This is a genomic window from Nonomuraea sp. NPDC049400 (assembly GCF_044466425.1).
Classification (GTDB): Bacteria; Actinomycetota; Actinomycetes; order Streptosporangiales; family Streptosporangiaceae; genus Nonomuraea.
Genome location: NZ_JBITMP010000012.1, coordinates 87,647 through 113,209 on the forward strand (window position 1 = coordinate 87,647; position 25,563 = coordinate 113,209).

Annotated in this window: 25 protein-coding genes; 9 read left to right on the forward strand and 16 right to left on the reverse strand. The window is 69.5% G+C overall.

What is annotated here, in order from left to right; translation table 11 throughout:
- Positions 1–19 precede the first annotated feature (19 nt).
- Together ACIBVN_RS20555 and ACIBVN_RS20560 are read left to right on the forward strand one after the other, a co-directional pair.
- Positions 20–1,099, forward strand: a complete 1,080-nt coding sequence (locus ACIBVN_RS20555) for an alpha/beta fold hydrolase (protein WP_397138558.1) — start codon at positions 20–22, stop codon at positions 1,097–1,099.
- Complete coding sequence (locus ACIBVN_RS20560; protein WP_397138560.1) at positions 1,099–2,244, forward strand: alpha/beta hydrolase family protein; 1,146 nt, start codon at positions 1,099–1,101, stop codon at positions 2,242–2,244. Before ACIBVN_RS20555 ends, ACIBVN_RS20560 begins: the two co-directional genes overlap by 1 nt.
- On the opposite strand, the gene ACIBVN_RS20565 is transcribed toward ACIBVN_RS20560, so the two are convergent.
- The gene (locus tag ACIBVN_RS20565) at positions 2,234–4,231 is read right to left on the reverse strand and encodes a glycosyltransferase family 2 protein (protein ID WP_397138562.1); all 1,998 of its coding nucleotides are present in this window, start codon (positions 4,229–4,231) and stop codon (positions 2,234–2,236) included. The genes ACIBVN_RS20560 and ACIBVN_RS20565 overlap by 11 nt on opposite strands.
- A gap of 70 nt (positions 4,232–4,301) precedes the next feature.
- Complete coding sequence (locus ACIBVN_RS20570) at positions 4,302–5,018, reverse strand: lytic transglycosylase domain-containing protein (protein WP_397138564.1); 717 nt, start codon at positions 5,016–5,018, stop codon at positions 4,302–4,304.
- Positions 5,019–5,284: 266 nt separating this feature from the next.
- Here ACIBVN_RS20570 and ACIBVN_RS20575 point away from each other — a divergent pair, with 266 nt between their 5' ends.
- Genes ACIBVN_RS20575 through ACIBVN_RS20585 form a run of 3 tightly spaced genes read left to right on the forward strand, consistent with a single transcriptional unit; the run spans position 5,285 to position 7,868 of the window.
- A complete protein-coding gene (locus tag ACIBVN_RS20575) occupies positions 5,285–5,959 on the forward strand; it encodes a response regulator (RefSeq protein WP_397138566.1) in 675 nt (224 codons plus the stop codon).
- On the forward strand, positions 5,956–7,365 hold the full coding sequence (locus tag ACIBVN_RS20580) for an ATP-binding protein (RefSeq protein WP_397138568.1): 1,410 nt from the start codon (positions 5,956–5,958) through the stop codon (positions 7,363–7,365). Before ACIBVN_RS20575 ends, ACIBVN_RS20580 begins: the two co-directional genes overlap by 4 nt.
- Positions 7,365–7,868 carry a hypothetical protein gene (locus tag ACIBVN_RS20585; RefSeq protein ID WP_397138570.1) on the forward strand — a complete coding sequence of 168 codons (504 nt, stop codon included), beginning with the start codon at positions 7,365–7,367 and terminating at the stop codon, positions 7,866–7,868. Before ACIBVN_RS20580 ends, ACIBVN_RS20585 begins: the two co-directional genes overlap by 1 nt.
- A 4-nt stretch (positions 7,869–7,872) precedes the next feature.
- Here ACIBVN_RS20585 and ACIBVN_RS20590 read toward each other — a convergent pair whose 3' ends face one another.
- The 11 genes from ACIBVN_RS20590 to ACIBVN_RS20640 form a co-directional block, all read right to left on the reverse strand.
- Positions 7,873–9,141, reverse strand: coding sequence for a PhoH family protein (locus ACIBVN_RS20590; RefSeq protein WP_397138914.1), 1,269 nt, complete (start codon positions 9,139–9,141; stop codon positions 7,873–7,875).
- Positions 9,142–9,398: 257 nt separating this feature from the next.
- Positions 9,399–10,160: an isoprenyl transferase gene (locus ACIBVN_RS20595; protein ID WP_349448432.1), complete on the reverse strand. Its 762-nt coding sequence runs from the start codon at positions 10,158–10,160 to the stop codon at positions 9,399–9,401.
- 51 nt (positions 10,161–10,211) lie between these two features.
- Positions 10,212–10,712, reverse strand: coding sequence for a hypothetical protein (locus ACIBVN_RS20600; protein ID WP_397138572.1), 501 nt, complete (start codon positions 10,710–10,712; stop codon positions 10,212–10,214).
- A 110-nt stretch (positions 10,713–10,822) separates the two neighbouring features.
- A complete protein-coding gene (locus ACIBVN_RS20605; protein ID WP_397138574.1) occupies positions 10,823–11,185 on the reverse strand; it encodes a hypothetical protein in 363 nt (120 codons plus the stop codon).
- Entirely contained in the window at positions 11,182–12,045 is an 864-nt protein-coding gene (locus ACIBVN_RS20610) for a DUF692 domain-containing protein (protein WP_397138576.1), read from the reverse strand. The genes ACIBVN_RS20605 and ACIBVN_RS20610 overlap by 4 nt, the downstream gene beginning before the upstream one ends.
- A 1-nt stretch (position 12,046) precedes the next feature.
- Positions 12,047–12,973 (reverse strand): TIGR04222 domain-containing membrane protein, encoded by a 927-nt coding sequence (locus ACIBVN_RS20615; RefSeq protein WP_397138578.1) that lies wholly within the window; start codon positions 12,971–12,973, stop codon positions 12,047–12,049.
- A gap of 167 nt (positions 12,974–13,140) precedes the next feature.
- Positions 13,141–14,934, reverse strand: coding sequence for a phosphoenolpyruvate carboxykinase (GTP) (locus ACIBVN_RS20620; protein WP_397138580.1), 1,794 nt, complete (start codon positions 14,932–14,934; stop codon positions 13,141–13,143).
- Positions 14,935–15,182: 248 nt separating this feature from the next.
- Positions 15,183–15,704, reverse strand: a complete 522-nt coding sequence (locus ACIBVN_RS20625) for a hypothetical protein (protein ID WP_397138582.1) — start codon at positions 15,702–15,704, stop codon at positions 15,183–15,185.
- 98 nt (positions 15,705–15,802) lie between these two features.
- Positions 15,803–16,978: a C40 family peptidase gene (locus ACIBVN_RS20630; protein WP_397138584.1), complete on the reverse strand. Its 1,176-nt coding sequence runs from the start codon at positions 16,976–16,978 to the stop codon at positions 15,803–15,805.
- Positions 16,979–17,100: 122 nt separating this feature from the next.
- A complete protein-coding gene (greA, locus tag ACIBVN_RS20635) occupies positions 17,101–17,601 on the reverse strand; it encodes a transcription elongation factor GreA (protein WP_148437100.1) in 501 nt (166 codons plus the stop codon).
- A gap of 108 nt (positions 17,602–17,709) precedes the next feature.
- Entirely contained in the window at positions 17,710–18,129 is a 420-nt protein-coding gene (locus ACIBVN_RS20640; protein ID WP_397138586.1) for a DUF4307 domain-containing protein, read from the reverse strand.
- A 135-nt stretch (positions 18,130–18,264) separates the two neighbouring features.
- Between ACIBVN_RS20640 and mca the strand changes: the two genes are divergently transcribed.
- From mca to ACIBVN_RS20655, 3 genes are read left to right on the forward strand one after another with little or no spacing between them, the layout of a single operon-like run.
- A complete protein-coding gene (mca, locus tag ACIBVN_RS20645) occupies positions 18,265–19,149 on the forward strand; it encodes a mycothiol conjugate amidase Mca (RefSeq protein WP_349448423.1) in 885 nt (294 codons plus the stop codon).
- A 34-nt stretch (positions 19,150–19,183) separates the two neighbouring features.
- Positions 19,184–19,348, forward strand: a complete 165-nt coding sequence (locus ACIBVN_RS20650; RefSeq protein ID WP_397138588.1) for a hypothetical protein — start codon at positions 19,184–19,186, stop codon at positions 19,346–19,348.
- Positions 19,349–19,645 (forward strand): GNAT family N-acetyltransferase, encoded by a 297-nt coding sequence (locus ACIBVN_RS20655; protein WP_397138590.1) that lies wholly within the window; start codon positions 19,349–19,351, stop codon positions 19,643–19,645.
- Here ACIBVN_RS20655 and ACIBVN_RS20660 read toward each other — a convergent pair.
- Entirely contained in the window at positions 19,628–20,776 is a 1,149-nt protein-coding gene (locus tag ACIBVN_RS20660) for a hypothetical protein (protein ID WP_397138916.1), read from the reverse strand. The two genes, ACIBVN_RS20655 and ACIBVN_RS20660, sit on opposite strands and share 18 nt — an antisense overlap.
- 90 nt (positions 20,777–20,866) lie before the next feature.
- Between ACIBVN_RS20660 and ACIBVN_RS20665 the strand changes: the two genes are divergently transcribed.
- The gene (locus ACIBVN_RS20665; RefSeq protein ID WP_397138592.1) at positions 20,867–22,819 is read left to right on the forward strand and encodes a thioredoxin domain-containing protein; all 1,953 of its coding nucleotides are present in this window, start codon (positions 20,867–20,869) and stop codon (positions 22,817–22,819) included.
- Between the two features lie 6 nt (positions 22,820–22,825).
- Here the strand turns inward: ACIBVN_RS20665 and ACIBVN_RS20670 are convergent, their stop codons facing one another.
- Together ACIBVN_RS20670 and ACIBVN_RS20675 are read right to left on the reverse strand one after the other, a co-directional pair.
- Entirely contained in the window at positions 22,826–24,916 is a 2,091-nt protein-coding gene (locus ACIBVN_RS20670; RefSeq protein ID WP_397138594.1) for a transglycosylase domain-containing protein, read from the reverse strand.
- A gap of 169 nt (positions 24,917–25,085) precedes the next feature.
- Entirely contained in the window at positions 25,086–25,559 is a 474-nt protein-coding gene (locus ACIBVN_RS20675; protein ID WP_397138596.1) for an Lrp/AsnC family transcriptional regulator, read from the reverse strand.
- Between the last annotated feature and the right edge of the window lie 4 nt (positions 25,560–25,563).

The window sequence follows — 25,563 nt, forward strand, 5'->3', positions numbered from 1 at the left end:
GCGCTCATGGCCTCACTCCGTGAGGCGGGCTCAGTCGCCCTCGATGCCGCCGCCTTCCCCCGCTCTGGTCGCTTCGCTCCCGCCGCTCCTCCAGGCGACGGCGCTCCCTACGCCCAGGCTCACCCAGAACGTCCTGACCGTCGAGGGCAGGTACACCGGCGAGCCCGTGCTGTTCGTGCACGGCAACGTCTCATCGTCCGCCTTCTGGCGCGACAGCATGGCGGCGCTGCCCGGCGGCTACCGGCCGCTGGCGGTGGACCTGCGCGGGTTCGGGGAGAGCGATCCCGCACCCGTGGACGCCACGAGGGGCCTGCGTGACTACTCCGACGACGTGATCGAGCTGGTCGAGGCGCTCGACCTGGACGGGGTGCACCTGGTCGGCTGGAGCCTGGGCGGCGGCATCGTCCTGCAGGTCCTGCGCGAACGGCCGGCCGCGGTCAGGAGCGTCACCCTGGTCAACCCGATCTCCCCGTACGGCTTCGGCGGCACGGAGGGACCGGACGGCCGCCTCACGCACCCCGACGGCACGGGGGCGGGGGCCGGGGCCGCCAACCCAGACTTCGTGGCCCGGCTCAAGGCGGGCGACATGTCGGACGAATCTCCTACATCGCCCCGTAACGTCTTCCGCTCCGCGTACGTCAAACACCCCGAGGTCCCCGACGAGGACTTCTACGTACGCTCGATGCTCACCACCCACGTGGGCGAGGCCAACTACCCCGGCGACCCCGTCACCTCCGCCGAATGGCCCGGCGTGGCCCCCGGCAAGACCGGCCTGCTCAACGCCATCGCTCCCACCCACTTCCGCCTGGACGACCTCCACGAGGTCGACCCCAAGCCGCCCATCCTGTGGATCAGGGGCGCCGACGACGTGATCGTCTCGGACACGTCGCTGTTCGACCTGGCCCACCTGGGCGCGCTCGGCGTGGTGCCCGGCTCCCCCGGCACGCCGGCCCAGCCCATGGTGACCCAGACCAGGGCCGTGCTGGAGCGCTACGGGCCGTACCGCGAGGTCGTGCTCGACGACTGCGGCCACAGCCCGCACCTCGAACACCCTGAAGAGTTCCAGCGCCTGCTGGCCGCCCACCTCGAGGAGTCGTGATGTTCGTCGCGCTGAGCTTAGTGGCGAGCCTGCTCACGCCGACCCCGCAGCTCACGGTGCCGGGCGCGGAGCAGGCCGTGGTCGCCACGCTTGACGACCTGACCACGGCGGGCACGGTGCAGACCGGCCACACCGACCCGGCTGACTGGGCGGGCCTGCACTCGGCCGCCACGGTGAACCCGACGGGCGTGCCCGGCACCCAGATCGACGGCTACTTCCCCGACACCTCCACCACCAACGCCACGCACGGCTGGAACCACGACTCCCAGTTCGTGATCAGGCTTCCCGACGACTGGAACGGCGGCCTCGTCGTCAGCGGCACCCCGGGCAACAGGGAGCAGTACGCCAACGACTACACGATCTCCGACTGGGTCCTGGCCAAGGGGTACGCGTTCGCCGCCACCGACAAGGGCAACGTCGGCGTGAACTTCCACGAGGACGGCCGCCGCCCGGGCGACGCCATCGCCGAGTGGAACGACCGCGTCACCCAGCTCGCGGTGGCCGCCAAGGCCGTCGTCAGGCAGCGGTACGGCAAGCGGCCGGAGCGCACGTTCGTGGCGGGCATCTCCAACGGCGGCTACCTGGTCAGATGGCAGCTGGAGAACCGCGGCTGGCTCTACGACGGCGGCGTGGACTGGGAGGGCACGCTCTGGCGGGTCAAGGGCGACAACCTGCTGAGCTTCCTGCCGCCCGCGCTGAAGGCGTACCCGGACGAGGCCGGGGTGCGGGCGGCCGGGTTCGCGGCCGGCTCGGAGTTCCTGTGGCCGTTCCACCGGCAGTACTACTGGGAGCTCACCCAGCAGCTCTACCAGAAGGAGCTGGACCCGTCCTACCAGGGCGCGGCGGCCGATTACGACTACGACGAGCGCCGGCCGTACGCGGCGGTGTCGAAGATCGCGCTGACCGGCAGGATCACCAAGCCGCTGATCACGATCCACGGGACGCTCGACACGCTGCTGCCGATCTCCCGCGACTCCGACGTGTACGCGAAGATGGTCGGGCCGAACCGGCCGTTCCGCTACTACCGCGTCGAGGGCGGCAACCACCTCGACAGCCTGGTCGACGCCTATCCCGAGCGGCTCAAGCCCATGCTGCCGGTCTTCAGGAACGCCTTCGAGGAGCTGGAGGGCTGGGTCAGTCCTTGAGGTAGCGGTGCTTGCCCGCGCGCGCCAGGCGCACCAGGTGACGCGCGCCGGGCAGCCGCCTGCCGATCCTGTGCAGCATGGTGTCCCTGCCCATGGGCGAGCGCCGTCGCGGATCGACGGCGGCGGCGGGCCGTACCTGGATCCTCCCCCTGCGAAGCTCCAGCGCGAACCTCAGCCCGGTCTCCTCCTCCGAGGAGCGCAGCGACGACACCCACCTGCCGGGGCCGAGCTGGTCGGGCGTCGGCATCAGCCACTTGACCGGCACCTTGGCGACGAGCTGCCCGGCGAGCTTGCCCGGCACCCCCGCCTCGACCAGCGCCGGGGCGCACACCTCGCGCCCGCGCCGCCCGGTGCCGCGCAGCACCAGCTCCAGCGGCGGGCCTCCGCTCGGCGGCACGTACGGGACCGGCAGCACGACGTACACGTGCCCGTCGAGCTGCTTGATCTCCACCCCCGGCGACACCAGCGCGATCGACTCGGGGAACGAGCGCGGCTCGACGGCCAGCCCCAGCTCGCCGTGGTCGCTCCAGCACGGCACCACCAGCCGCACCCTGGGGCGCTGGGCCAGCACGCCCAGGCAGTTGAGCGGGCCGTCGGAGCGCCCGACCCGGCTCCTGGCCTGGTTCGCGCCCCCGAACATGCGGACGTGCACCTCCCACTGGCCGGGTTTGAGCGGCTCGCCGTGCGCGGCTTTCGTCACGTCGAGCCGGCCCTCGCCCCTGATCTGCACCCTGATCTTGTTGCGGCCGTCGGGTACGCGCTCCACGCGCTGCGTCATCGGCAGGAAGTGGATCGCGCCGGTCTCGGAGTGGCGCACGTAGAGCTCGACACGGGCCCGCTCGACCGCGTCGGTGATGTCGGTGACGCTCTCGTCGAGCGCGCCGGTCTCCAGCGCGCGCGGCGGTATCCAGTGCACGCGCTCGCCCTGCGTGCGGTACCTGTCGAGCGTGCCGTCGCCCGCCAGGACCTCCACGGTCAGCCCGAGCACCAGCACGTGGGCGTCCCAGCGCACCTCGGTCAGGTCGGCGCGGAGCCCGGCGCGCTTGGAGGAGTTCGACAGGAGCACGATCTGGTCCAGGCGTCCCATGCGGACGTACGCGGCCAGCACGCGGAGCTGGACCGGCAGGTAGCGGTCGAGCCGCGCGGGGAACCGCTCCGTGACGAGCTCCTGCACCACCCGGAAGTGCAGGCCACGATCGACGGAGGAGTTGGCGAACCTGGCCGTCAGCAGCGGGCGCAGGACGGCGTACCGGAACCAGTGGGCGTACATGCGATCGCGCTGGCGGCCCTCGCCGACGTAGGTGTCGATGTCGTCGAGGAGCCCGATCAGCTCCTTGACCATCGCCCGCGGCTCCTCCTCGTCCCCGCGCGGCTCGCCGAGGTGGCAGCAGATGTGCTCGGACAGCACGGCGATGACCTTGGCCCGCAGGTAGGCCCGCATCACGAACGCCTGCTCGGCCATCCGCCCGCCGGGCACGGCGAAGCCCAGCTCGTGCTCCTCCAGGAAGGCGCGGCGGTAGAGCTGCTGCGGCGCGAGCAGGCTGAGCAGCCGGTCGCGCAGGATGTCTGCGCGGGCCGTGCCGCGCTCGAAGGCGGTCATCGGCGGCCCGAAGTCCCGGATCAGGCGGCCGACCAGGATGTCGGCGTCGGTCTCCACCGCACGCTCGTACATGCGGGCGATCGCGTCCTTCTCCAGCCGGTCACCCTGGTCCAGGAAGTACACGTACTCGCCGGTCGCCGCCGCGAGGCCCACGTTGCGTCCGCGCATGGCGGAGCCGGTGTGCGGCAGGTGCAGCACGCGGACGTTCCTGCGAGCCGCGGCGATGGTGTCGAGCCGCTCCCCGATCCCGTCCGTGGAGCCGTCGTCCACGAAGATCACTTGATATTCGTCCGTGGGCATGGTCTGCTCCACGGCCGAACGGATGCACGCGTTGGCGGTGCCACCCGGATTGTGGACATTGACGATCACACTGACCTTCACACCCATGCGGCCAGCGTGCGCGGACCTACCCCGTCCGGCGCGGCGGCTTGCCGATTAGAGAAGGAAAGTTGACCCTCTAATACCAACCCACCGACTGTGAATGGCCCCAGGCAGCGCACGGCGTGCCGTAACGGCCCTTGATATAGCCGAGGCCCCACTTGATCTGGGTCTCGGCATTGGTCTGCCAGTCGGCGCCCGCGCTGGCCATCTTGGTGCCGGGCAAGGACTGCGGGATGCCGTACGCGCCGGAGTAGCGGTTCATCGCCCGCTCGTTCCAGCCGCTCTCCTTGTGCCAGAGCCGCTCCAGGCAGCCCCACTGGTCGTCGCCCCAGCCGTAGGACGCGAGCATGGCCTTGGCGGTGGCCTTGTTGCTGCCCGGCGAGGGATTGCTGCCTGGCGGGAAGTTCATGGCTGGGAACCCGTCGCCGCCCGGCGCTCTCTTGGGCACGACCCAGTCGAGGTCGTCCTTCTTGCTCGCGCCGGAGCGGCCCTTCTTCAGCTGGTCCGCCTTGTATGCCTGCTGGGCCGCGTTCTTGAGCGCGTCGCTCTTGGGGTCGGGCACGTAGGGGTCGCCGTTGAGGATCGAGCCGAGCTGCTCCGCCGTGAAGGTGTCGCCGACCGGCCTGTTGGCGTTCTGGATCGCGCGGTAGGCGACGAAGCCGCCTCCTCCGACGACGACCACCAGCGAGGCGGCGATGACGACGATGCGCTTCGGGGTGAAACGCGCAGGCCGACGCGCCGAAGGCAGATCTTCCTTCGGCGGGCGCTCACTCAACTGCGGACCGGGGCTCACGAACCATGAGCTTGCCCTGTCCTGGGGGGTGGTTGGCAACCGAAACGCGGTAATCGCTTGGCTCTACATTGATTAACCGGCAGGTAAGCATGACGTTTCGAAACGGTGTGATATTCGTCACACAGGCCCCAGGCTCCCCTTCGGGCACCCGTAACCGAAGGGAAGCCGTTTCCAGGGTGCCGCGCCTAGTTCGGGATCCCGTCCATGACATGTCACAGTTTGGTGACTTAGTTCGGGCATTCGGGACATGGAATAATAATGTGCGCGTGGCCGGCATCCTCCTTGTTGAAGACGACCCCTCCGTCCGTACCGCTCTCGAGCTGGCACTGACCCGGCAGGGGCACTCCGTCACGTCCTATGCGACGGGCGAAGAGGCGCTCGATCACATCAGGGCCCGCCGCCCGGAGATCGCGATCCTCGACGTGATGCTGCCGGGCATCGACGGGATCGAGGTGTGCCGCCGCGTACGCAAGCTCGACCAGCTGCCCGTCATCCTGCTCACGGCCCGCGGCGACGACCTGGACGTGGTGGTCGGGCTGGAGGCCGGCGCCGACGACTACGTGGTCAAGCCGGTCGAGCCCAGGGTCCTGGACGCGCGCATCCGCGCCATCCTGCGCAGGGCCGAGTCCGCCGCCTCCGATCGCATCACCTTCGGCGACCTCGTGATCGACCGGGGCGCGCTCAAGGTCACGCTGGCCAACAAGGAGATCCACCTGACGCCGACCGAGCTGCGGCTGCTGCTGGAGCTCGTACGGCACCCAGGCCAGGTGCTCAACCGCCGCTACCTGCTGCGCGCGGTGTGGGACCACACGCACATCGCCGACTCGCGGCTGGTGGACGCCTGCGTGCAGCGGATCCGCGCGAAGATCGAGCCGAAGCCGGCCGAGCCCGTGTTCATCCACACGGTGCGCGGGTTCGGCTACCGATTCAGCCCTCCGTGATCCCGCTGCCCACCGGGCTGCGCGCCCGCCTCGTCATCACGTTCACGCTCGTCGCCGTGACCGCGTCGACGCTGGTCGCCACCATCGGCTTCGAGCTCGCCAAGACCGCGCTCGTGACCCGGGCCGAGAACACCTCGCTCGACCTGGTCACCAGGGAGCTGAGCGGCATCGCCTTCCCCGTCGGCAAGCTCCAGCCGGGCGAGGCCGCGCCGACGACCAAGGATCTGGACCGCGTGACCGCCGCGCTGAGCGGACCGGGCAGAAGCGTGCTGGTCGAGTACGGCAACATGGTCTCCGCCGAGGGCGCCTTGAGCATGAACGACGTGCCGAACGAGCTCTACGGCCGGGCCAAGCAGAGCGTCGTCACCCAGCGCAAGATCATCCATGACCAGCTCTGGCTCATCGTCGGCGCCGAGGTCTACCGCGACAACGCCGGCGTGCCGGAGGCCACGGGGCTGCGCGCGTTCGTCTTCTTCCCGATGCACGACGACGAGAGCCAGCTCGACACGCTCAGGACCACGCTCGTTCAGGGCGGCGCGGCCATCGTGCTGATCGCCCTGGTCGTGGCGCTGCTGTCGGCCAGGCAGGTGCTGCTGCCGGTCCGGCGGCTCAGCGCGGCCGCGCAGGCGCTCGGCCAGGGCAGGCTCGACACCCGCCTGCCCGTCCACGGGCAGGACGAGCTGGCCGAGCTGACCGCCAGGTTCAACGACGCGGCCGCGGCGCTGGAGCTGAGCGTGTCGGAGCTGCGCGCCCTGGAGGCGATGTCACGCCGGTTCGTGGCGGACGTCTCGCACGAGCTCCGTACGCCCCTGACCGCGATGACGGCCGTGGCCGACATGCTGTCCGAGGAGGCCAACCGGCTGCCCGAGGCGCCGGCGGAGGCCGTGCGGCTGGTGCTCAGGGAGATCGAGCGCCTGCGCGAGCTGGTCGAGCACCTCATCGAGATCAGCCGCTTCGACGCGGGCACGGCCACGCTCAACCTCGAGCCGGTGAACGTGGCCGACGCCGTCATGGACTGCCTCGAGGTACGCGGCTGGAGCGACCGGGTGGAGGTGAAGGCCTCCCAGGGCTTGACCGTGAACCTCGATCCGAGGAGGTTCGATGTCATCGTGGCCAACCTGGTCGGCAACGCGCTCAAGCACGGCAGGCCCCCGGTCGTGGTCAGCGCCAGGGCCACGGAGAACGGCCTGGAGGTGAAGGTGCGCGACCACGGCAAGGGCATCCCGCCCGAGGCCCTGCCGCACGTCTTCGACCGCTTCTTCAAGGCGGGCGCGGGCCGGGCCCGCAGCCAGGGCAGCGGCCTCGGCCTCGCGATCGCCAGGGCGAACGTCCACCTCCACGGCGGCACGATCTCCGTACGCCCCCAGAGCCCCGGCACCCTGTTCACGGTCTGGCTCCCGCACTGATGACGGCCATCCGCGCTCTCATGCTCATCTGCCTGCTGGCCCTGGCAGCCTGCGGCATCTCGCCCACGGACGTCCAGGACCGCGGCAACGTGCCCACCATCAAGGTCCCGCCGCCGTCCAAGACGATCTACCTGATCAAGGACGGCAAGCTCGCCCTGGAGCCTGCCGACGTCGAGAACGACACCGTGGGCAGCCTGCTCGGCGCGCTGTTCGAGGCCTCCACGCAGCCGCTCGGCGACCGGGACACCGCGCTGCGCGGCTTCACGTACCTGGGGATCAAGGACTCGCTGAACCCCGTGCAGCGGGACGAGGTCCAGCTGCCGCGCACCTCGACGCTGACCGTCTACATCAGGGGCGACGGCACGCTGACCAGGCTCGGCAAGGCGCAGATCGTCTGCACGGCCCAGCAGGACGCGGCGTTCGAGCTGGTCAAGATCGTCCGCGAGAACGAGAACCGCCCCTCCAGGTCGGAGGGGCGGTACACCTGTCCCGAACTCAAGTGAGCTGTCAGAGGCTCAGGTCCTCCAGCATCTCCGTCACCAGCGCGGCGATCGGAGAGCGCTCGGAGCGGGTCAGCGTGACGTGTGCGAAGAGCGGGTGGCCCTTGAGCTTCTCCACGACCGCCACCACGCCGTCGTGCCGGCCGACCCGGAGGTTGTCGCGCTGGGCGATGTCGTGGGTGAGCACGACCCGCGAGTTGGCGCCGATCCTGCTCAGCACGGTCAGCAGCACCCCGCGCTCCAGCGACTGGGCCTCGTCCACGATCACGAACGCGTCGTGCAGCGACCGGCCGCGAATGTGCGTCAGCGGGAGCACCTCCAGCATGCCCCTGTCGAGCACCTCCTCGATGACCTCGGGTGAGGTGATCGCGCCGAGCGTGTCGTAGACCGCCTGCGCCCACGGGCCCATCTTCTCGCCCTCGGTGCCCGGCAGGTAGCCGAGCTCCTGGCCGCCCACGGCGTAGAGCGGGCGGAAGACGACCACCTTGCGGTGCTGGCGGCGCTCCAGGACCGCCTCAAGGCCCGCGCAGAGCGCCAGCGCCGACTTGCCGGTGCCGGCCCGGCCGCCCAGCGAGACGATGCCGATCTCCGGGTCCATCAGCAGGTCGAGCGCGATGCGCTGCTCGGCGGAGCGGCCGTGCAGGCCGAACACCTCGCGGTCGCCGCGCACGAGCCGTACCGACTTGTCCGGCTGCACCCGGCCGAGCGCCGAGCCCTTGGCCGACAGCAGCCGCAGGCCGGTGTGCGTCGGCAGGTCCCTGGCCTCCTCGACGTCGGCGGTGCCCTGGTCGAAGAGCGAGTCGACGTCCTCGGCGGTCACCTGGACCTCGGCCATCCCGGTCCAGCCGGACTCGTGAACGAGCTCGGCGCGGTATTCCTCGGCCGCCAGGCCGATCGAGCCCGCCTTGACCCGCAGCGGCAGGTCTTTGGACACCAGCACGACGTCGCAGCCCTCGGCGGCCAGCGAGCGGGCCACGGTCAGGATGCGGGTGTCGTTGTCGCCCAGGCGGAACCCCACGGGCAGGATGGAGGGATCGCTGTGATTGAGCTCAACCCTGATCGTGCCGTCCCCCGTAGGCATCTGCTCGTCGAGCCTGCCGTACTGGATCCGCAGGTCGTCGAGGTAGCGCAGGGCCTTCCGCGCGAAGTAGCCGAGCTCGGGATGGTGCCGCTTTCCCTCCAGCTCGGTGATGACCACGATGGGAAGGACCACGTCGTGCTCGGCGAAGCGGGTCATTGCCGCCGGGTCGGCCAGCAGGACCGAGGTGTCCAGCACGTACGTCCGCTTGGCCGACTGGTGAGTAGGGTTGCTCGAGGACACTGCCACACGTTCTCCCCCGGGCGCCCATTGGGGCGGGCACCCTGCAGACGAGGCGGGAATCGGACCGGACCCGCTTCCCCGACCGCGAGCCGCCGTCGGCGCCGGGTTCCGGCCCCCTCGGCAGGTCATGGTGCAAAGGCGGGCCCTCTCCGAAATATCCGACCTTCGGCCGGATATTTACTACGTTAGGTTCTGAATGCCCGTTTGTCGCCTCATGAACCGTAACGTCGGTGTCTCGCAGCGTAGTCGCGCAGCGCCCGCAGGAAGTCGACCCTGCGGAAGTCAGGCCAGTAGGCCTCGTGGAAGTAGAACTCAGAGTGAGCGCTCTGCCAGAGCATGAAGCCGGACAGGCGCTGCTCGCCCGAGGTCCGGATGAGGAGGTCCGGGTCGGGTTGGCCGCGAGTGTAAAGATGCTCCGCGATGTGCTCCACATCGAGCACCTCGACGAGGTCCTCGATGCTCGCTCCTCTGCTCGCGTGCTCCTGGAGCAGTGAGCGCACCGCATCGGCAATCTCACGTCTTCCTCCATACCCAACTGCAACGTTCACAATCAGGCCCGGACGGTGTGATGACGCTTCCTTTGCATTTTTTAGGACATTCGCCGTTCGGTCGGGCAGGAGGTCGAGCGCGCCGACCGGGCTGATCCGCCAGCCCTCCTCCACCAGCTCCTGCGTCACGTCCTCGATGATGCGCAGCAGCGGCTCCAGCTCCTCCTTCGGCCTGTTGAGGTTGTCGTTGGACAACATCCACACCGTGACGACCTCGACGCCGGTCTCGCGGCACCAGCCGAGCAGCTCGGAGATCTTGTCGGCGCCCTTGCGATGGCCGCTGGCGACGTCCCGCATGCCCATCGCGCGCGCCCAGCGGCGGTTGCCGTCGATGATGACCCCGACATGCCGGGGGATGCTGTCCTTCGACAGCTTGGACTCCAGCCGGTGCTCATACAGCCGGTAGACCAGATCGCGCAGGCCCACGGAGTTCCTCCCCAGCGGTCGCCTTTGGTCGCTTGACCCAACAGGCAATTATCACCGCGATTCGCCTGTGCCTGCTCCTTCTATCGGATTCCTCGCCAGATCTCTACCTTCTAGACATCCCTCCGCCTCGTTCACGAGACCTCGTACGAACCTCGCCAACTCGGCCGACGTCAGGACCGCACGCATGCCCACGCCCGTCGAGCCCCACGCCTCCACGTACGCCCTCCTGGTCAGCCGCCACTGGCCCTTGGCCGCCTGCCACACGGGGATGGTCCTGAGCTGGCAGCGCAGCTCGCCGCCGCCCACCAGGCCCGCTCTGGTGCGGTAGCGGAAGGAGAACAGCTCGCTGTCCGGCTCCTCGTCGGGGAACCTGTCGTCCGGGTCGGTCCACCGCCTGGCCGCTCCCCGGCCCGCGCGGGCCTCGTCCACGCCGCGCGCGAGGCGCGCGAGCAGCCAGCCGCACCGCTCTCCGACGCTCCCGTACGGCGTGCCGTCCCTATGGAGCTCGAGGGTGACCTCGTACGGCGTGCCGACGCTGTCCTTGCATGCCACCGGCGTGACGGTCAGAAAAGATCCGTCGACGCAACGCAGTCCCCCCATTCCCTCACGGTTTCCGGCCCAATGTCGGCTAAACCGCCTTTGCCGGATCCGCGCCTGCCCAGCTAGGGGAGTAAGCGGGACCACCATCGGGGCTTGCGGGGCGGGTCGGGCATGCGGCCGCGTTCGCGCAGCCAGGCGGCGAAATCGTCGGCGTCGGCGCGGTAGCCCGGCGGCGGCGCGCTGCGGGAGCGGGCGTAGGCGGCGAACTCCGCGGCCAGGTCGGCGCCCGCCGCGGCGGCGGCGTCGGGCCGGAGCCTGGCCACGATGCCGCGCCGCTTGGCGATGAGGCTCGACGCCTGCACGCGCATCCGCTCGGGATCGAATCCCGCCGGCACGGCGGCCCCCGCGACGAGGGCCGCCACCACCCGCCCCTGCGCCTCCGCCAGCCGCCGCCGATCCTCCGCGAGGTCGGGTTCGCCGGTCATCCGGCCTCCCGGTCCGGGGACATCGCGGCCCTGATCCTGGACAGCTCGCTCACCAGGGTCTCGTCGCTCGGATACTCGTCGTCCCACTCCAGCAGCACGCCCGGCGGGGTGGCGCGGGCGCACAGCTCGGTGAGGACGTCGAGCACGGCCTGTGGCGCGGCGGCGGTGTGCGTGTCGTGCCAGATCCCGTGATGCTCCTCCCCTCCGGCCACATGGACGTACGCGAGGTGCTCGAGCGGGAGCGCGTCGAGCGCGTCCACGGCCGACAGGCCCAGGTTGACCTGGTTGGTGTAGAGGTTGGCCACGTCGATCAGCAGCCCGACCCCGGTGCGCTCGACCAGTTCGGCGAGGAACTGGGCCTCGGTCAGCTCGTCGTCGGGCCAGCCGAAGATCGCGGCCACGTTCTCCAGGGCCAGCGGCACCGGCAGCGCATCCTGCGCCCGGCGCACGTTCTCGGTGATGACCCGCAGCGACTCTCGGGTGCGGGACACGGGCAGCAGGTGCCCGGCCTCCAGCCCGCCGCCCCGTACGAACGCCAGGTGCTCGCTGACCAGCGGCGAGTCCAGCGCCTGCGCGCAGGCGGCCAGGTGAGCCAGCCGGGCCGGCGAGGGCGGTTCGGCGTTGCCTACCCCCAGCGACACCCCATGCGGGATCACCGGCAGGCCCCTGGCGCGCAGCAGGCGTAACGACTCGGGCAGGTGAGCGGGATCGATGTTCTCGGCGACCACTTCGAGGAAGTCGACGCCGGGCATCCGCTCGATCGACAGATCCAGCTCGGCCCGCCAGCCGATGCCCACCCCGAGCTCGGTCCTCAGCTCGCTTTCTTGGACGGCCCGCCGTCCCGCCTCCGGCTGGGACATGTCAGCTCCCTCCGCCCCCGCAACCACCGCCGCCGCAGCCGCTCCCGCCGCCGCAGCCCGAGGAGCCGCTGCCGCAGCCAGACCCGCTGTGGGCCGATCCGCCGCAACCGGAGTAGGAGCCGCCGCCACCGCTGCTGCTGCTGGACGTCGACCGCCGCGCGCGACGAGGCGTGGTCGGCGGGACGTAGTCGTCCAGCGCCCTGCTCAGGTCCGAGTCGCGTAGCGCCCAATGACCGTGCAACGCGATGTACACCGGCCCGTTCCCCGAGCCCGCCGGATGCGCCTTCCTGGCCCGGTCCAGCTCCTCCGCCCCGTCGGCGGTGCGCGCGGCCCGCCTGAACCTCCTGTCGCCGGCGAGCGCGACCACCGCGCCGATCCCGGCCGCCACCAGGACGAGCAGGGCGAGCATCGGGAGCAGTGCCGAACCTCCGGCGAGTACGACCGCGATCCCGGCGACCACCAGGACCGCCACCGCCCTCAGCCCGGCGGCCAGCCACTTGAGCCGCGCGAGACGGGCGCCGGACACGATCAGGCCCAGCTCGGCGAGACGGCGCTCGAGCTCTCCCATGGCCGGGCCACGGCTCACCGCCTGGTTCACCAGGAACCTCGACGGGCCGCCGTTCGCCACGACCGCGGTGATCGTCTCCCGCTCGATGGGGTTGTCCGTGGCGGATCTCTTGGAGAGCGGGTGGAAGCGCGGCCCCCGTGACACGCGCAGGGCTCCGCTCTCGGCCAGGAGCGTGAGGGCCGTGTCGGCCACCCGCCCAGGCCCGCCCGCCAGATAGGCGAGCTCGTAGTGATCGAGGTTGCGAGCGCGGGCTCCGGCCGCGGCCGCCCGGGTGGCGGCATGCTCGCGTTTGATCGCGGAGGCGATGGTGACGGCGATCGCCGCCAGGGCCACCGAGAGAATCAGCAGGACAAGGTCCATTACGGCCTCCCTCCGTGCAGCCGATCAGGCTGGTTACCGGAGAGACGCGTAAAGGAAGGGTAAAGGTTTCGTTCTGCTCATTTAGATTACCGGCACTTTTTCAAACCGCCGGGACAGCACGGCGGCGCCGTCAAGCCAGACGGCGCCGCCGTACCGCACACGAGGGATCAGCCGAGCCGGTCGAGCAGGGCGTTGTACTCGTCCCACAGCTCCTTGGGCAGATGCGAGCCGAACTTGTCGAAGTGGGCCGGGATCAGCGACGCCTCCTCGCGCCACACGTCCTTGTCGACCGACAGCAGCGCGTGCAGGTCCTCCTCGGACAGGTCCAGGCCCTCGACGTCGAGGTCGGCAGGCAGCAGGCCGATCGCCGTCGGCACGGCCTTGGCCTCGCCGTTGAGCCGGTCGACGATCCACTTCAGCACGCGGCTGTTCTCGCCGAAGCCCGGCCAGATGAACTTGCCCTCGGCGTCCTTGCGGAACCAGTTGACGTAGTAGATCCGGGGCAGCTTGGCGCCCTTGCGGCGGCCGATGTCGAGCCAGTGGTCGAAGTAGTCGCCCATGTTGTAGCCGCAGAACGGCAACATGGCGAACGGGTCGTAGCGCAGCTCGCCGACCTTGCCCTCGGCCGCGGCGGTCTTCTCGGAGGCGACGTTGGCTCCGAGGAAGACGCCGTGCTCCCAGCTCAGCGACTCCGTCACCAGAGGTACGGCGGTGGCGCGGCGACCGCCGAACAAGATCGCCGAGATGGGCACGCCCTTGGGGTCCTGCCATTCGGGTGCGATGGTCGGGCACTGGGAGGCCGGGGTGGTGAAGCGGGCGTTCGGGTGGGCGGCCGGCTCGCCGCTCTCGGGCGTCCAGGAACGGCCCTTCCAGTCGGTCAGGTGTGCCGGCGGCTCCTCGGTCAGCCCCTCCCACCACACGTCGCCGTCGTCGGTGAGCGCGACGTTGGTGAAGATGCTGTTGCCCCAGAGCGTCTTGATCGCGTTGGCGTTGGTCACCTGGCCGGTGCCGGGCGCGACGCCGAAGAAGCCGGCCTCCGGGTTGATCGCGTAGAGGCGGCCGTCGTCGCCGAAGCGCATCCACGCGATGTCGTCACCGATCGTCTCGACCTTCCAGCCCGGGATCGTGGGCTGGAGCATGGCGAGGTTGGTCTTGCCGCAGGCGCTCGGGAAGGCCGCGGCGATGTAGCGGGTCTCGCCGGAGGGCGGGGTGAGCTTGAGAATCAGCATGTGCTCGGCCATCCAGCCCTCGTCGCGGGCCATGGCGCTGGCGATGCGCAGGGCGTAGCACTTCTTGCCGAGCAGGGCGTTGCCGCCGTAGCCGGAGCCGTACGACCAGATCTCGCGGCTCTCGGGGAAGTGGCTGATGTACTTGGTCGAGCTGCACGGCCAGGGCACGTCCTCCTGGTGCGGCTCCAGCGGCGCGCCCACGGAGTGCACGCACCTGACGAACTCGCCCCTCTCCTCGATGAGCTGGAGCGCCCTGTCACCCATCCTCGTCATGATCCGCATGGAGACGGCGACGTACGGCGAGTCGGTGATCTCGACGCCGAGCTGCGAGATCTCGCCGCCGAGCGGGCCCATGCAGAACGGGACGACGTACATCGTGCGGCCGCGCATGCAGCCCTTGAACAGCTTCCCGAACGTCCGGCGCATCTCGTCCGGAGCGATCCAGTTGTTGGTGGGCCCCGCGTCCTCCTCGCGCTCGGAGCAGATGAAGGTACGGTCCTCGACCCTGGCCACGTCGCTGGGATCGGACTTGGCGTAGAAGCTGTTGGGCCGGGCGGCCAGCCGCGTGAACGTGCCCTGCTCCACGAGGAGGTTGGTCAGGCGCGTCCACTCCTCCTCAGACCCGTCGCACCACTCGATCCGGTCTGGCTGGGTCAGGGCGGCGATCTCCTTCACCCACGCGGCCAATTCGCTATTGCTGGTCGGTGCGGGCACTTCCACGGAAACGGACACGACGGCGACTCCTCCACTCTCTCAGGGCCCAGTCATCATTAACGACGGAGCGGCAAAAGGCCAATTGGCGTAGACCTGTTGGCTTTGGCCGTCGTCGCAGGCAGCGGCCCTGACGATTGGGGGAGCCTACCCACGCGGAGCGGATTTAAAAGAGAATTAACACGCAGTGGTCCAGTCCAATTGCGCTGGTCTAAACCAATTTCCCAAGTGGTTTAGTCCATTTCCGCGGCCGTTTCCGCTGGACCGTCTCAGGAATTGATGTCCGGCCCCGCCGAGCGAACCCGGTCGACATGCTGGAGAGCGTCCCGCAGATCCGCCAGCCACGTGTCGGTGTGCTTTCCGACCAATCGGACACACCAGGCAAGCGCGTCACTGCGGCTCCGGGCCACTCCTGCCGCCACCAGCGTGTCGAGGACCTGCCGCTCGGTCTGGCGCAACCTGGTCATCACGGGCACGGAGAGCGTGGTGAACATCACAGTCTCACCGCCGCAGACCACCCCCCAGGACACCTTCTGCCGGAACTTGCGCTCCGCCTCCCTGGCGATCTCGATCCGCCGCTCCCGCGTCTCTTCCCTGAACCTTCTGGCCAGCCCTTCGATCAGCGCGGCACGCTCTGTCTCGGACACGTCGCCGGGGGGATCGGGCAGCGTGCCGAGCACCGCGATCTCCTCGCGGTCCCTGACGATCTCCGGCGCACCGGTGAACCACCCTTCGGGCAACCGCCCGGTGAACCAGCCGTGAATCTGCGCCGTCTCGTTGTCTGTTGCCATGTAATCACCATTACACAGTTGCAGGCGAAATGCACGCACCGAGCACGCCTGGCTCACGGGACTGACTGGCGGGAGCGATCGTTCGTGGGGTGGCCGGGTTAGCGGACCTTGACCGCCATGGTGGGGCTGACGCGGACGACGCCCGCCAGGTTGCGGGTGTGCACCGGGGAGATCTTGACCACGTCGCCGGTACGCGGCGCCTGGATCATTTTCCCGTTACCCCAATAAATCGCCACGTGGGAGATGTAGCCGGGATTGGTCGGATCGGAGCGCCAGAAGATCAGATCACCCGGCTGGGCCTGCGACAACGGAACCTGGGGACCGGTCACCCACTGCTGGTGCGTCACCCGGGGCATCCGCACCCCTGCCCGGGCGAAGGCCCACTGGACCAGACCGGAGCAGTCGAACGTGTCGGGCCCCTCGGCGCCCCACACGTACGGCCTGCCCAGCTTGGAGGCGGCGGCCTGCAGCGCCACGGTGATCTGCTCGCCGGTCATGAACGACCCCGCGGGCCAGCTCCGCGCCTTGGTCTGCGGCTGGGGCAGCACAGGGTTGACCATGGCCACCTGCGTGCCCTTGGGCAGCGCCTTGAGTATGGCCTTGCGCAGCGTGTCGGAGTTGGCGTCCGGGGCGCTCACGATGAGCGCGTTGTCGCGGGGCAGCCCCAGCGTGCGGCCCACGTCCTTGGACACGACGGCGTCCACCGCGCCGAGTCCGGTGGTGGCGTACGCGCCGATCCGCAGCGTCCCCACCGGGCCCGCCACCCGCCTGTGCAGCGCGAGCCCGCCGTCGTTGCCAAGCACGAACGACACGGCCACGTCACCAGCCGCGACGTTCTGCCAGAGCGCGTCGGATGAAGCGGTCACCTTGGGCGTGTACGAGCGAAACGTGGACGGGTTGACCGCCAGTGTCTGCACCCGCTTGCCGTCGAGCGTGATCGACGCCGCGTCGGCCAGCTCAAGTGCGCGCACCCCGCGCAGCTTGGCGACCTTCCGTAACAGCTCGTTGGTGAACGGCTTGCGGGTGAGCACGAACAAGTTGGGCTTGTGCAGCTTCTTCAGCGGCGTCACGGGCTGGATCGTGCTGGCGGGCTGCTGCTGCGCCGGCTGTTGCTGTTGCTGCTTTTGCTGTTGCCGGCGCTGCTGCTGCGCCATGAGCGTCGACTTGGGCGTGGCCTGGGCGCGTACGGGCTGCTTGGTCTCCTGGCCGGATGTCGTGAGCAGCAGCACGTCGGCGGTCAGCACCGCGACCAGCGCCACCACGATGAACGGCACCAGCTTGTACGTGTCGCGCCGCTTACGAGACTTGACCAGAAAGCTGAGATCCTGGCGGATCCCCGAGGCATGCGAAAAATCCGCCGGGCCGACGTGGGCCCGGCGGTCGTCCTGCGGGGGAGTCAGTTGCCGATGTACGGCACTGCCTCGAGGATCTCGACGGTGTTCTGCCGTCCGTTGGGCATGGAGTAGGTCGCCTTCTCCCCGATCTTCTTCCCGTTGATCGCCGCACCCAGCGGGGACTTCGGCGAGTAGACGTCGATTGGCGCTCCGCTCTCCTCGCGGGAGGCGAGCAGGAAGGTGACCTCGTCGTCGTCGCCGACGAACCGGATGGTCACGGTCATGCCGGGGCCGACGACACCCTCAGCCTTGGGGGCCTCTCCCACCTGGGCGTTGTCGAGAATCTGCCGGAGATGGAAGATGCGGGCCTCCATCTTGCCCTGCTCGTCCTTGGCGGCGTGGTAGCCACCGTTCTCACGCAGGTCGCCCTCTTCACGGGCGGCTTCGATCTTCTTGGCGATGTCGACGCGCCCGGGGCCAGAGAGATATTCGTACTCCGCCTTCAGGCGGTCGTACGCCTCCTGCGTCAGCCATGTGACGTTCTCATCGCGAGAGTCGGCCACGGGTTCTCCTTGCTTGCCTAGGGGGCCCTGAGGTCACTTGAGGTTACGTGTGGTTGAATTGCGAAAGGCTAACAAGTCAACCGCTCCAACGCTTCCCCAAATGTCTCACTATACGAGATTGCAGTACTGGATGTGGACGGAAGTGGCCTCACCGCTCGTGTCGAGGCTTTCCTTGATCTGCTTACTACCCCCACCAGCCGGGATTCTTACTTCCTTGCTGCCCACTTCCGAGTGATAGACGTCCAGCGCCCTGATCCGGCAGACCGCCACCCTATCGTCTGGCTTGTACACCTCAAAGGTGATCTCCGCGCGATTCGCGCTTTCCACCTTGAACGTCACCACCTGCGCAGGCGCCTCAGAGCCGCCCGCCGTCATCGACCACATGACGTATCCCCAGCCACCGGCGATGATGGCCACCAGCACGCCGATCACGACGTGGACGACGAGCCGGCCGCCGCGCTTGGGACGGTCCTGGAACTCGTCGGGTGTGCCGAGAACTGGCCCGTTCTCGACATCTCTGGTCGCCATGGCGGAATCTCCCTGCACTCCCTGAGCGTTATCCGAGACAATTGTCGCCCGCGGGGGGTGTGCCCTCGCGACCGCCCAGCAGAAACTAGCCTCTCTGGGCGAGTGACCGGTCCCTACTGAGGAGACATCGAGCCCGTGAGTGCACCGCTGAGGCTGATGGCCGTCCACGCCCACCCCGATGACGAGTCGAGCAAGGGCGCCGCCACAATGGCGCGTTACGTGCGCGAAGGCGTGGAAGTGCTGGTCTGTACCCTCACGGGCGGTGAGCGCGGCTCCGTGCTCAACCCGAAGATGGACCGGCCCGAGATCGTGGCCAACATCGCCGCCGTACGCAAGGCCGAGATGGACCGGGCCCGCGAGATCCTCGGCGTGCAGCAGCGTTTCCTGGGCTTCGTCGACTCCGGCCTGCCGGAGAACGAGGACGAGGCGCTGCCTGAGGGCTGCTTCGCCGTGCAGAAGCTGGAGGACGCCGCGGCGCCGCTGGTGGCGGCCGTACGCGAGTTCAGGCCGCATGTGATCATCACGTACGACGACGACGGCGGCTACCCGCACCCCGACCACATCATGACCAACAAGGTCTCCGTGGAGGCCTTCGAGGCGGCCGGCGACCCCGACCGCTACCCGGGCACGGGCGACCCCTGGCAGCCGCTGAAGCTCTACTACCAGATGGGCTTCACCAAGGAGCGTTTCGAGGCGCTGCACGAGGCGATGACCTCGCGTGGCCTCGGCTCCCCTTACGCCGACTGGATCGCCCGCTGGGAGGACCGCCCGGCCAAGTGGCCGGTGACCACGCGGGTGCCGTGCGGCGACTACTTCGAGATCCGCGACCAGGCCCTGCTGGCCCACGCCACCCAGATCGACCCCGACAGCTGGTGGTTCGTCTGCCCGCGCGAGCTGCAGCAGGAGATCTGGCCGACCGAGGACTACCACCTCGCGCGCTCGCTGGTGGACACCGAGCTGCCCGAGGACGACCTGTTCGCCGGCATCCACGCCGAGGACGTCTCCCCCGCCTGCCACTGACGGGACCACCCGCCCCCAGTGGCAGACTGGAACTGTGAACGTTCTAGCAGCAGGTGAAGTGAGTCCGGGCCTGCTCGGCTTCGTCGTGGTCGCCTTTCTCGGGTTCGCCCTCTACTTCCTGATCAAGTCGATGAACAAGCAGATGTCGAAGATCAAGGTGCCGCACGAGGGCGACACGGACGACAAGAAGGCCGAGTAGATGTCGCTCGAAGTGGTCGACAACTCGACGGAGAGCCGGTTCGAGATTCTGGTGGACGGCAAGGTCGCCGGGTTCGCCGACTACCGTCTGCTGCCCACCAAGATCGTGTTCACGCACACCGAGGTGCTGCCCGCGTACGAGGGGCAGGGGCTGGCGAGCAAGCTGGTCGGGTACGCGCTCCAGGCGAGCGCCGACACCGGCCTGCGCGTCGTGCCCCTGTGCCCTTACGTCGCCAAATACATCGAGCGCCACCCCGAGTTCCAGGAGCTGGTCGACACCTCATTCGGCAGCAGGTGACCAGGCGCGTTCCAGGGCTTTGGGCAGCCCCCACCAGCCCAGCGGGGTGAGCACCTCGGTCTCGTCGACGATGCCGAGATAGCCCCACAGGCTCACCACCGACAGGAAGAGCGCCTCGATCGCGTCGAGGTCGTCGACGTCCTGGTCGTCGACGTCGATGTCCTCCGACTCGGAGATGAGCCGCGCGATCCGCTCGGGCGAGGCGAGCACGCCGGGGCCGAGCCTGGTCAGCGCCGCCACCCCGGCCAGCCAGTCGGCGTGCTGGACCGCGCAGAGGTTTGCCAGCGTGGCGTCCTCCAGGCTGAGCTCCCTGTCGAGATCGGCGAACTCCTCCAGCACGTCCGCGTTCTCCGACAGGTCCGAGACGGGCCCCACGATGCCCGCTGCCACCGCCAGCCACAGCTCCCGGTCGTCGTCCGGCATCGGGGCGTCGTCGTACCCCGCGCAGGCCCGCAGCACGTTGGCGGGATAGCCGGGCTGGGCGAGCAGCTCGCGCAGCCGCGCGGCGGCCCGCTCCAGCTCGCCGACCGGCAGCTCGGGCTGCTCTGGCAGGTCCGCGACGATGCGCCGCAGCTCCTCCAGCGCGAACGCCTCCTCCTCGTCCCAGGCCGCGAACAGCTCCTCGTCCTGCTCGTCGTTGACCGCGAACCCGGGCACCCTGCCGTCCGGCAGCGGCGTGCTGAGCCAGCGCTCCTGCAGCTCCTCGTACGCCCTGCGGGCCTCCTGGTCGCCCGCGGCCAGCGCGTCGGGGTCGATCTCGCCGGCCGCCACCCGCTTCTCCAGGTGGGCGACCAGCCGGTCGAACATCTCCTCCGCCACGGGGCCGCGCTCGTCCTCCTCCGGCCAGACGAAGTAGCTGGGCGTCATGAGTATCGGCTCGGTGCCGGTGGACTCGACCCAGCGCTGCACATCCCCGACCGTGGCGACGCCGGACTCGATGGAGCCGAGCGTGGCCTTGGCGGACTCCCAGAACGGGAGCGACAGCGGGTTGCCCGCCGACATCATCGCCCGTCGCAGGTCGGGCAGCGCCACGAGCGCCACCCCTGACGGCACGGCGAGCAGCGCGCGTGCCACGTCCCGGCGCGTGATGGCACTGGCGGGGCGTCCTGCGTGGGCGCAGACGAAGTCCATATCCACGTCCCGTAACCTACGCCGTCCGGCCCTCCTGGGTCAGCCGCCCGCCGGTTCGGGGGCGGACTAGGCTGATCAGGGGAGGTCCTGATGAACCGCTTGAAAGACGCCACAAGCCCTTATCTGCTCCAGCACGCGGACAACCCCGTGGACTGGCACCCCTGGGGCGAGGAGGCGTTCGCGGAGGCCAGGCGGCGGGATGTGCCGCTGCTCATCAGCGTCGGCTACTCGGCGTGTCACTGGTGTCACGTGATGGCGCATGAGAGCTTCGAGGACGCCGAGACCGCGCGCCTCATGAACGCGCACTTCGTCAACATCAAGGTCGACCGCGAGGAGCGCCCGGACGTGGACGCCGTCTACATGGGCGCCACCCAGGCCATGACCCGCCAGGGCGGCTGGCCGATGACGGTGTTCGCGACGCCCGAGGGCCACCCGTTCTACTGCGGCACCTATTTTCCGCGGCCCCACTTCCAGCGCCTGCTCACCGAGGTGCACAACGTGTGGGTGGGTGACAGGGAGACGGTGCTGGAGCAGGGCGCCAAGGTGGTGGAGGCGCTCAACGCGGGCACGACGCTGCCCGGCGGAGCCGTGCCCAACGAGGAGACGCTGGCGCGGGCCATGCGGAGTCTGCGTGAGGAGTTCGATCCGGCGCACGGCGGGTTCGGCAGGGCGCCGAAGTTCCCGCCGTCCATGGCGCTGGAGTTCCTGCTGCGCTCCGGTGAGCGCGAGATGAGCGGCAAGACGCTCGAGGCGATGGCCCGCGGCGGCATGTACGACCAGCTCGGCGGCGGGTTCGCGCGCTACAGCGTGGACGCGGAGTGGGTCGTGCCGCACTTCGAGAAGATGCTCTACGACAACGCGCTCCTGCTGCGCGTCTACACGCACTGGTGGAAGGCGGGCGGCGGCGAGCTGGCGCGGCGCGTGGCGCTTGAGACTGCCGACTGGATGCTGCGCGAGATACGCACGAAGGAGGGCGGGTTCGCCTCGGCGCTCGACGCCGACAGCGAGGGCGTGGAGGGCAAGTTCTACGTCTGGACCCCCGAGGAGCTCCGCGACGTGCTCGGCGAGGACGACCGCCGCTGGGCGCAGGAGCTCTTCGAGGTGACGGTGACCGGCACGTTCGAGCACGGCGCGTCCGTGCTGCAGCTCCCGCGCGACCCCGACGACACGGTGCGCTACGCGGGCGTCCGCGGGCGGCTGCTCGCCGCCAGGGACCAGCGGGTACGTCCCGGGCGCGACGACAAGGTCGTGGCCTCGTGGAACGGCCTGGCCATCGCGGCGCTGGCGGAGACCGGCGTGGCGTTCGAGCGGCCCGACCTCGTGGCTGCGGCCACGGCCGCGGCCGAGCTGCTCGCGAGCACGCACGTGGTGGACGGCAGGCTGCTGCGCACCTCCAAGGACGGCAGGGCCGGGACGAACGCCGGGGTGCTCGACGACTACGCCAACCTGGCCGAGGGCCTGATCTCCCTGTACGGCGTGACCGGCGAGGTCAGGTGGCTGCGGCTGGCGGGATCCCTGCTGGACACCGTGCTCGACAGGTTCGCCGACGGCGCGGGCGGCTTCTACGACACGGCGGACGACGCCGAGCGGCTCTTCCAGCGGCCGCAGGACCCCACGGACAACGCCACCCCGTCCGGCCAGTACGCGGCCGCGGGCGCGCTGCTGTCCTACGGCGCGCTGACCGGCTCCACCCGGCACAGGGAGGCCGCCAACGCCGCGCTCGGCACCGTGTCCGTGCTCGCCACGGGTCATGCCAGGTTCGCGGGCTGGGGGCTGGCCGTGGCGCGGGCGGCGCTGGACGGACCCGTGGAGGTGGCCGTGGTCGGCCCGGCCGACGACCCGCGTACGGCGGCGCTGCACAGGCAGGCGCTGCTGGCCGACGTGCCGGGGCTCGTGGTCGCCCTCGGCCCCGGCGACTTCCCCGAGCTGCTGGAGGGGCGCGGGCTCGTCGGCGGGGCCCCCGCCGCGTACGTGTGCAGGGGGTTCACCTGCCGCCTGCCCGTGACCACGGTCGAGGAGCTCCGCGCCGAGCTGGCCGGGTAAGCCGCGCTAGCCGGTTTGCGGGCGGCCCGTGCCGGGGTCAGTCCCCGTGTCGTCCCCCGTCGTGGGGACGGGGGCCTGTGTGGCCGGGGGCTCCGTCTGCTCGGGCTGCTGGTCCTGCTGCCCGTCCTGCCCGTCGTTGTCGCTCGGCGCATCGGTCGACGGCGGGTCCGTGATCGTGGGATCGCTGGTCTCAGGATCAGGCGTGCTGTTCCAGCCGTTGGGGTTCGTCGGAGACGTGTAGTCCTGCTGGGGTACGTCCTGGTTGTCGTCGGGCGCCGAGTAGTCGGGTCCCCAGCCGTAGTCCGACGGCTCGGGGAACTCCTCCACCGGCTTGCCCGCCATGGCCTCGGTCATGAACGCCCGCCAGATCTGCGCCGGCAGCTGGCCGCCGAACTGCGTGCCGTACCCGGGGATCGTGACGGTGGCGTTGTCCTCCCTGAACATGTCGACCGCGACCGCGAGCTGCGGCGTGAACCCGTTGAACCAGACGGACTTCGACTTGTCCGTGGTGCCCGTCTTGCCGGCAACCGGGCGGTCGTAGAGCCGGGCGGCGGTGCCGGTGCCGTACTTGACGACCTGCTGCATCGCGTACGTGGTGTCCGCGGCTGCCTGCTCGCTGACCACCCGCGTCGCGACCGGCTCGATGACCTTCTTCTGGTTCTTCGCGTCGGTGACCGACATCACCACGTGGGCCTCCATGTGCACGCCCTTGTTGGCGAACGTGGAGAAGCCCGAGGCGTTCTGGACGGCGCTGACCGAGGAGACGCCGAGCGGGAAGGACGCGTAGCTCTGCTGCGGCTCGATCTGCGACTTGGGGATGCCCGCCTTCTCGGCCACGGAAGCGACCTTGTCCAGGCCGACCTTCTGGCCGAGGTCGACGAACGCGGTGTTGACGGAGTTCTGGGTGGCCCGCACCAGGTTGATCTCGCCGTACGACCGGTCGCTGTCGTTGGGGATCGGCTTCGGGTCCGACGCCACGCGCATCGGCGAGTTGCCGTTGACCCTGGTGGACAGGTCGAAGCCGTTGTCGAGCGCCGCCGCCAGCGTGTACGGCTTGAAGGTCGACCCGGCCTGGACCTTGGCCGAGAACGCGCTGTCGTACTGTGACCGGGCGGGACTTCCCCCGTAGAACGCGACGATCTCGCCGGTGGCGGGATCGACGGCCGCGAGCCCCGTGTGGACCTTCTTGGGCGTGGCGTCGGGCAGCACGTCCTTGACGGCCCGCTGCGCCGCCTGCATGAGCTTCTTGTCGAACGTGGTGACGACCTTCAGGCCGCCGCCGTTGATGTCCTCGTCGGTGTAGCCGCGCCGGTTGAGCTCGGCCGTCACCTGCTCCAGCATGTACTGGGCCTGGCCCTTGAGCTCGAACGGCTTCTTCGGCGCCGCGAGCTCGGGGAAGCGCTGGGCGGCGACCTGCTCGGGCGTCAGCGTGCCGGTCTGGCCCATCGCGTTGATCACCGACTGCCAGCGCTCCTTGGCCGCCGCGAGGTCGGGGCCCTTGGGATCGGCGAACCTGCTGGGCTGCTGGATCACCGCGGCGAGGTAGGCGCCCTCGGCGATGCTGAGCTGGTCGACGTGCTTGCCGAAGTAGGCGCGGGCGGCCGACTCGACGCCGTTGGCGCCGCGGCCGAAGTAGATCGTGTTGAGGTACTGCTCCAGCACCCAGTCCTTCGACTTGGACTGGTCGACCTTCATCGCGATGAGGATCTCTTTGAACTTCCGGGTGACGGAGCGCTCCTGGCTGAGGCCGCTGTAGTAGTTGCGCACGAGCTGCTGGGTGATCGTCGAGCCGCCCTGGAGCTGCTGCCCGCTGACGGTGGACCAGACGGCCCTGGCGGTGCCCTTGACCGAGACTCCGCCGTCCTCGTAGAAGGAGCGATTCTCGGCCGCGATGACCGCGTCGCGCACGTGCTTGGGCACCCTGGCCAGCTCGACGTTCTTGCGGTCGATGCCCTGCCGGGCGAGCACGCTCTTGCCGTCGCGGTAATAGATCACCGAACCCTGCGCGGTGGCCTGCTTCTGCGTGGAGTCGGGAATGGGCGTCATCGCCCACGCGATCGCGAAAAGCCCGACCAGTACGAGGATTCCCGCACCCAATGAAATCAGTAGAAGTCGGAGAACTCGCCGCTTTCGCATCCCGCTACCACCACCACTCCGCACCTCGACCCCCCTCGTCGACCCTCGGCCAACCCCCGCTAGCTGGGCGAATGCCAAGGGTAAACGATCGATATCGGTGCCCCGTCCCTAAGCGATAGTACGGCCGGAACTAGCCCCTGCGCGGGACATCGGCGACCAACGGCAGCACTCGGTATGGAACCGGTGTGTCCAGGGCGATGATCGAATTAGTCCTGAGCACCCCCTGAACGTCCACAATCCGGTCGATAACCCGCTGCAAATCGGCATTCGTCCGCGCGACCACGCGGCAGAGCAGGTCGCTGTCGCCGGTGATCGTGTGCACCTCCAGCACCTCGGGGATCGCCGCCAGCCGGTCGGCCACCGGGTCGTGCCCGGCGACCTGCCTGATCTCCATGGTGACGAACGCGGTGACGCCGTAGCCGAGGGCCTCGGGCGACACGTCGGGACCGAACCCCGTGATCACGCCTTTGGCGATCAGCCGGTCGAGCCGGGCTTGCACGGTGCCGCGGGCCACGCCGAGCCGGCGCGAGCATTCGAGCACGCCCAGGCGCGGCTCCTCCGCCAGGAGGGCGATCAGGCGGGCGTCCAGCTCATCGATCAGCATACTG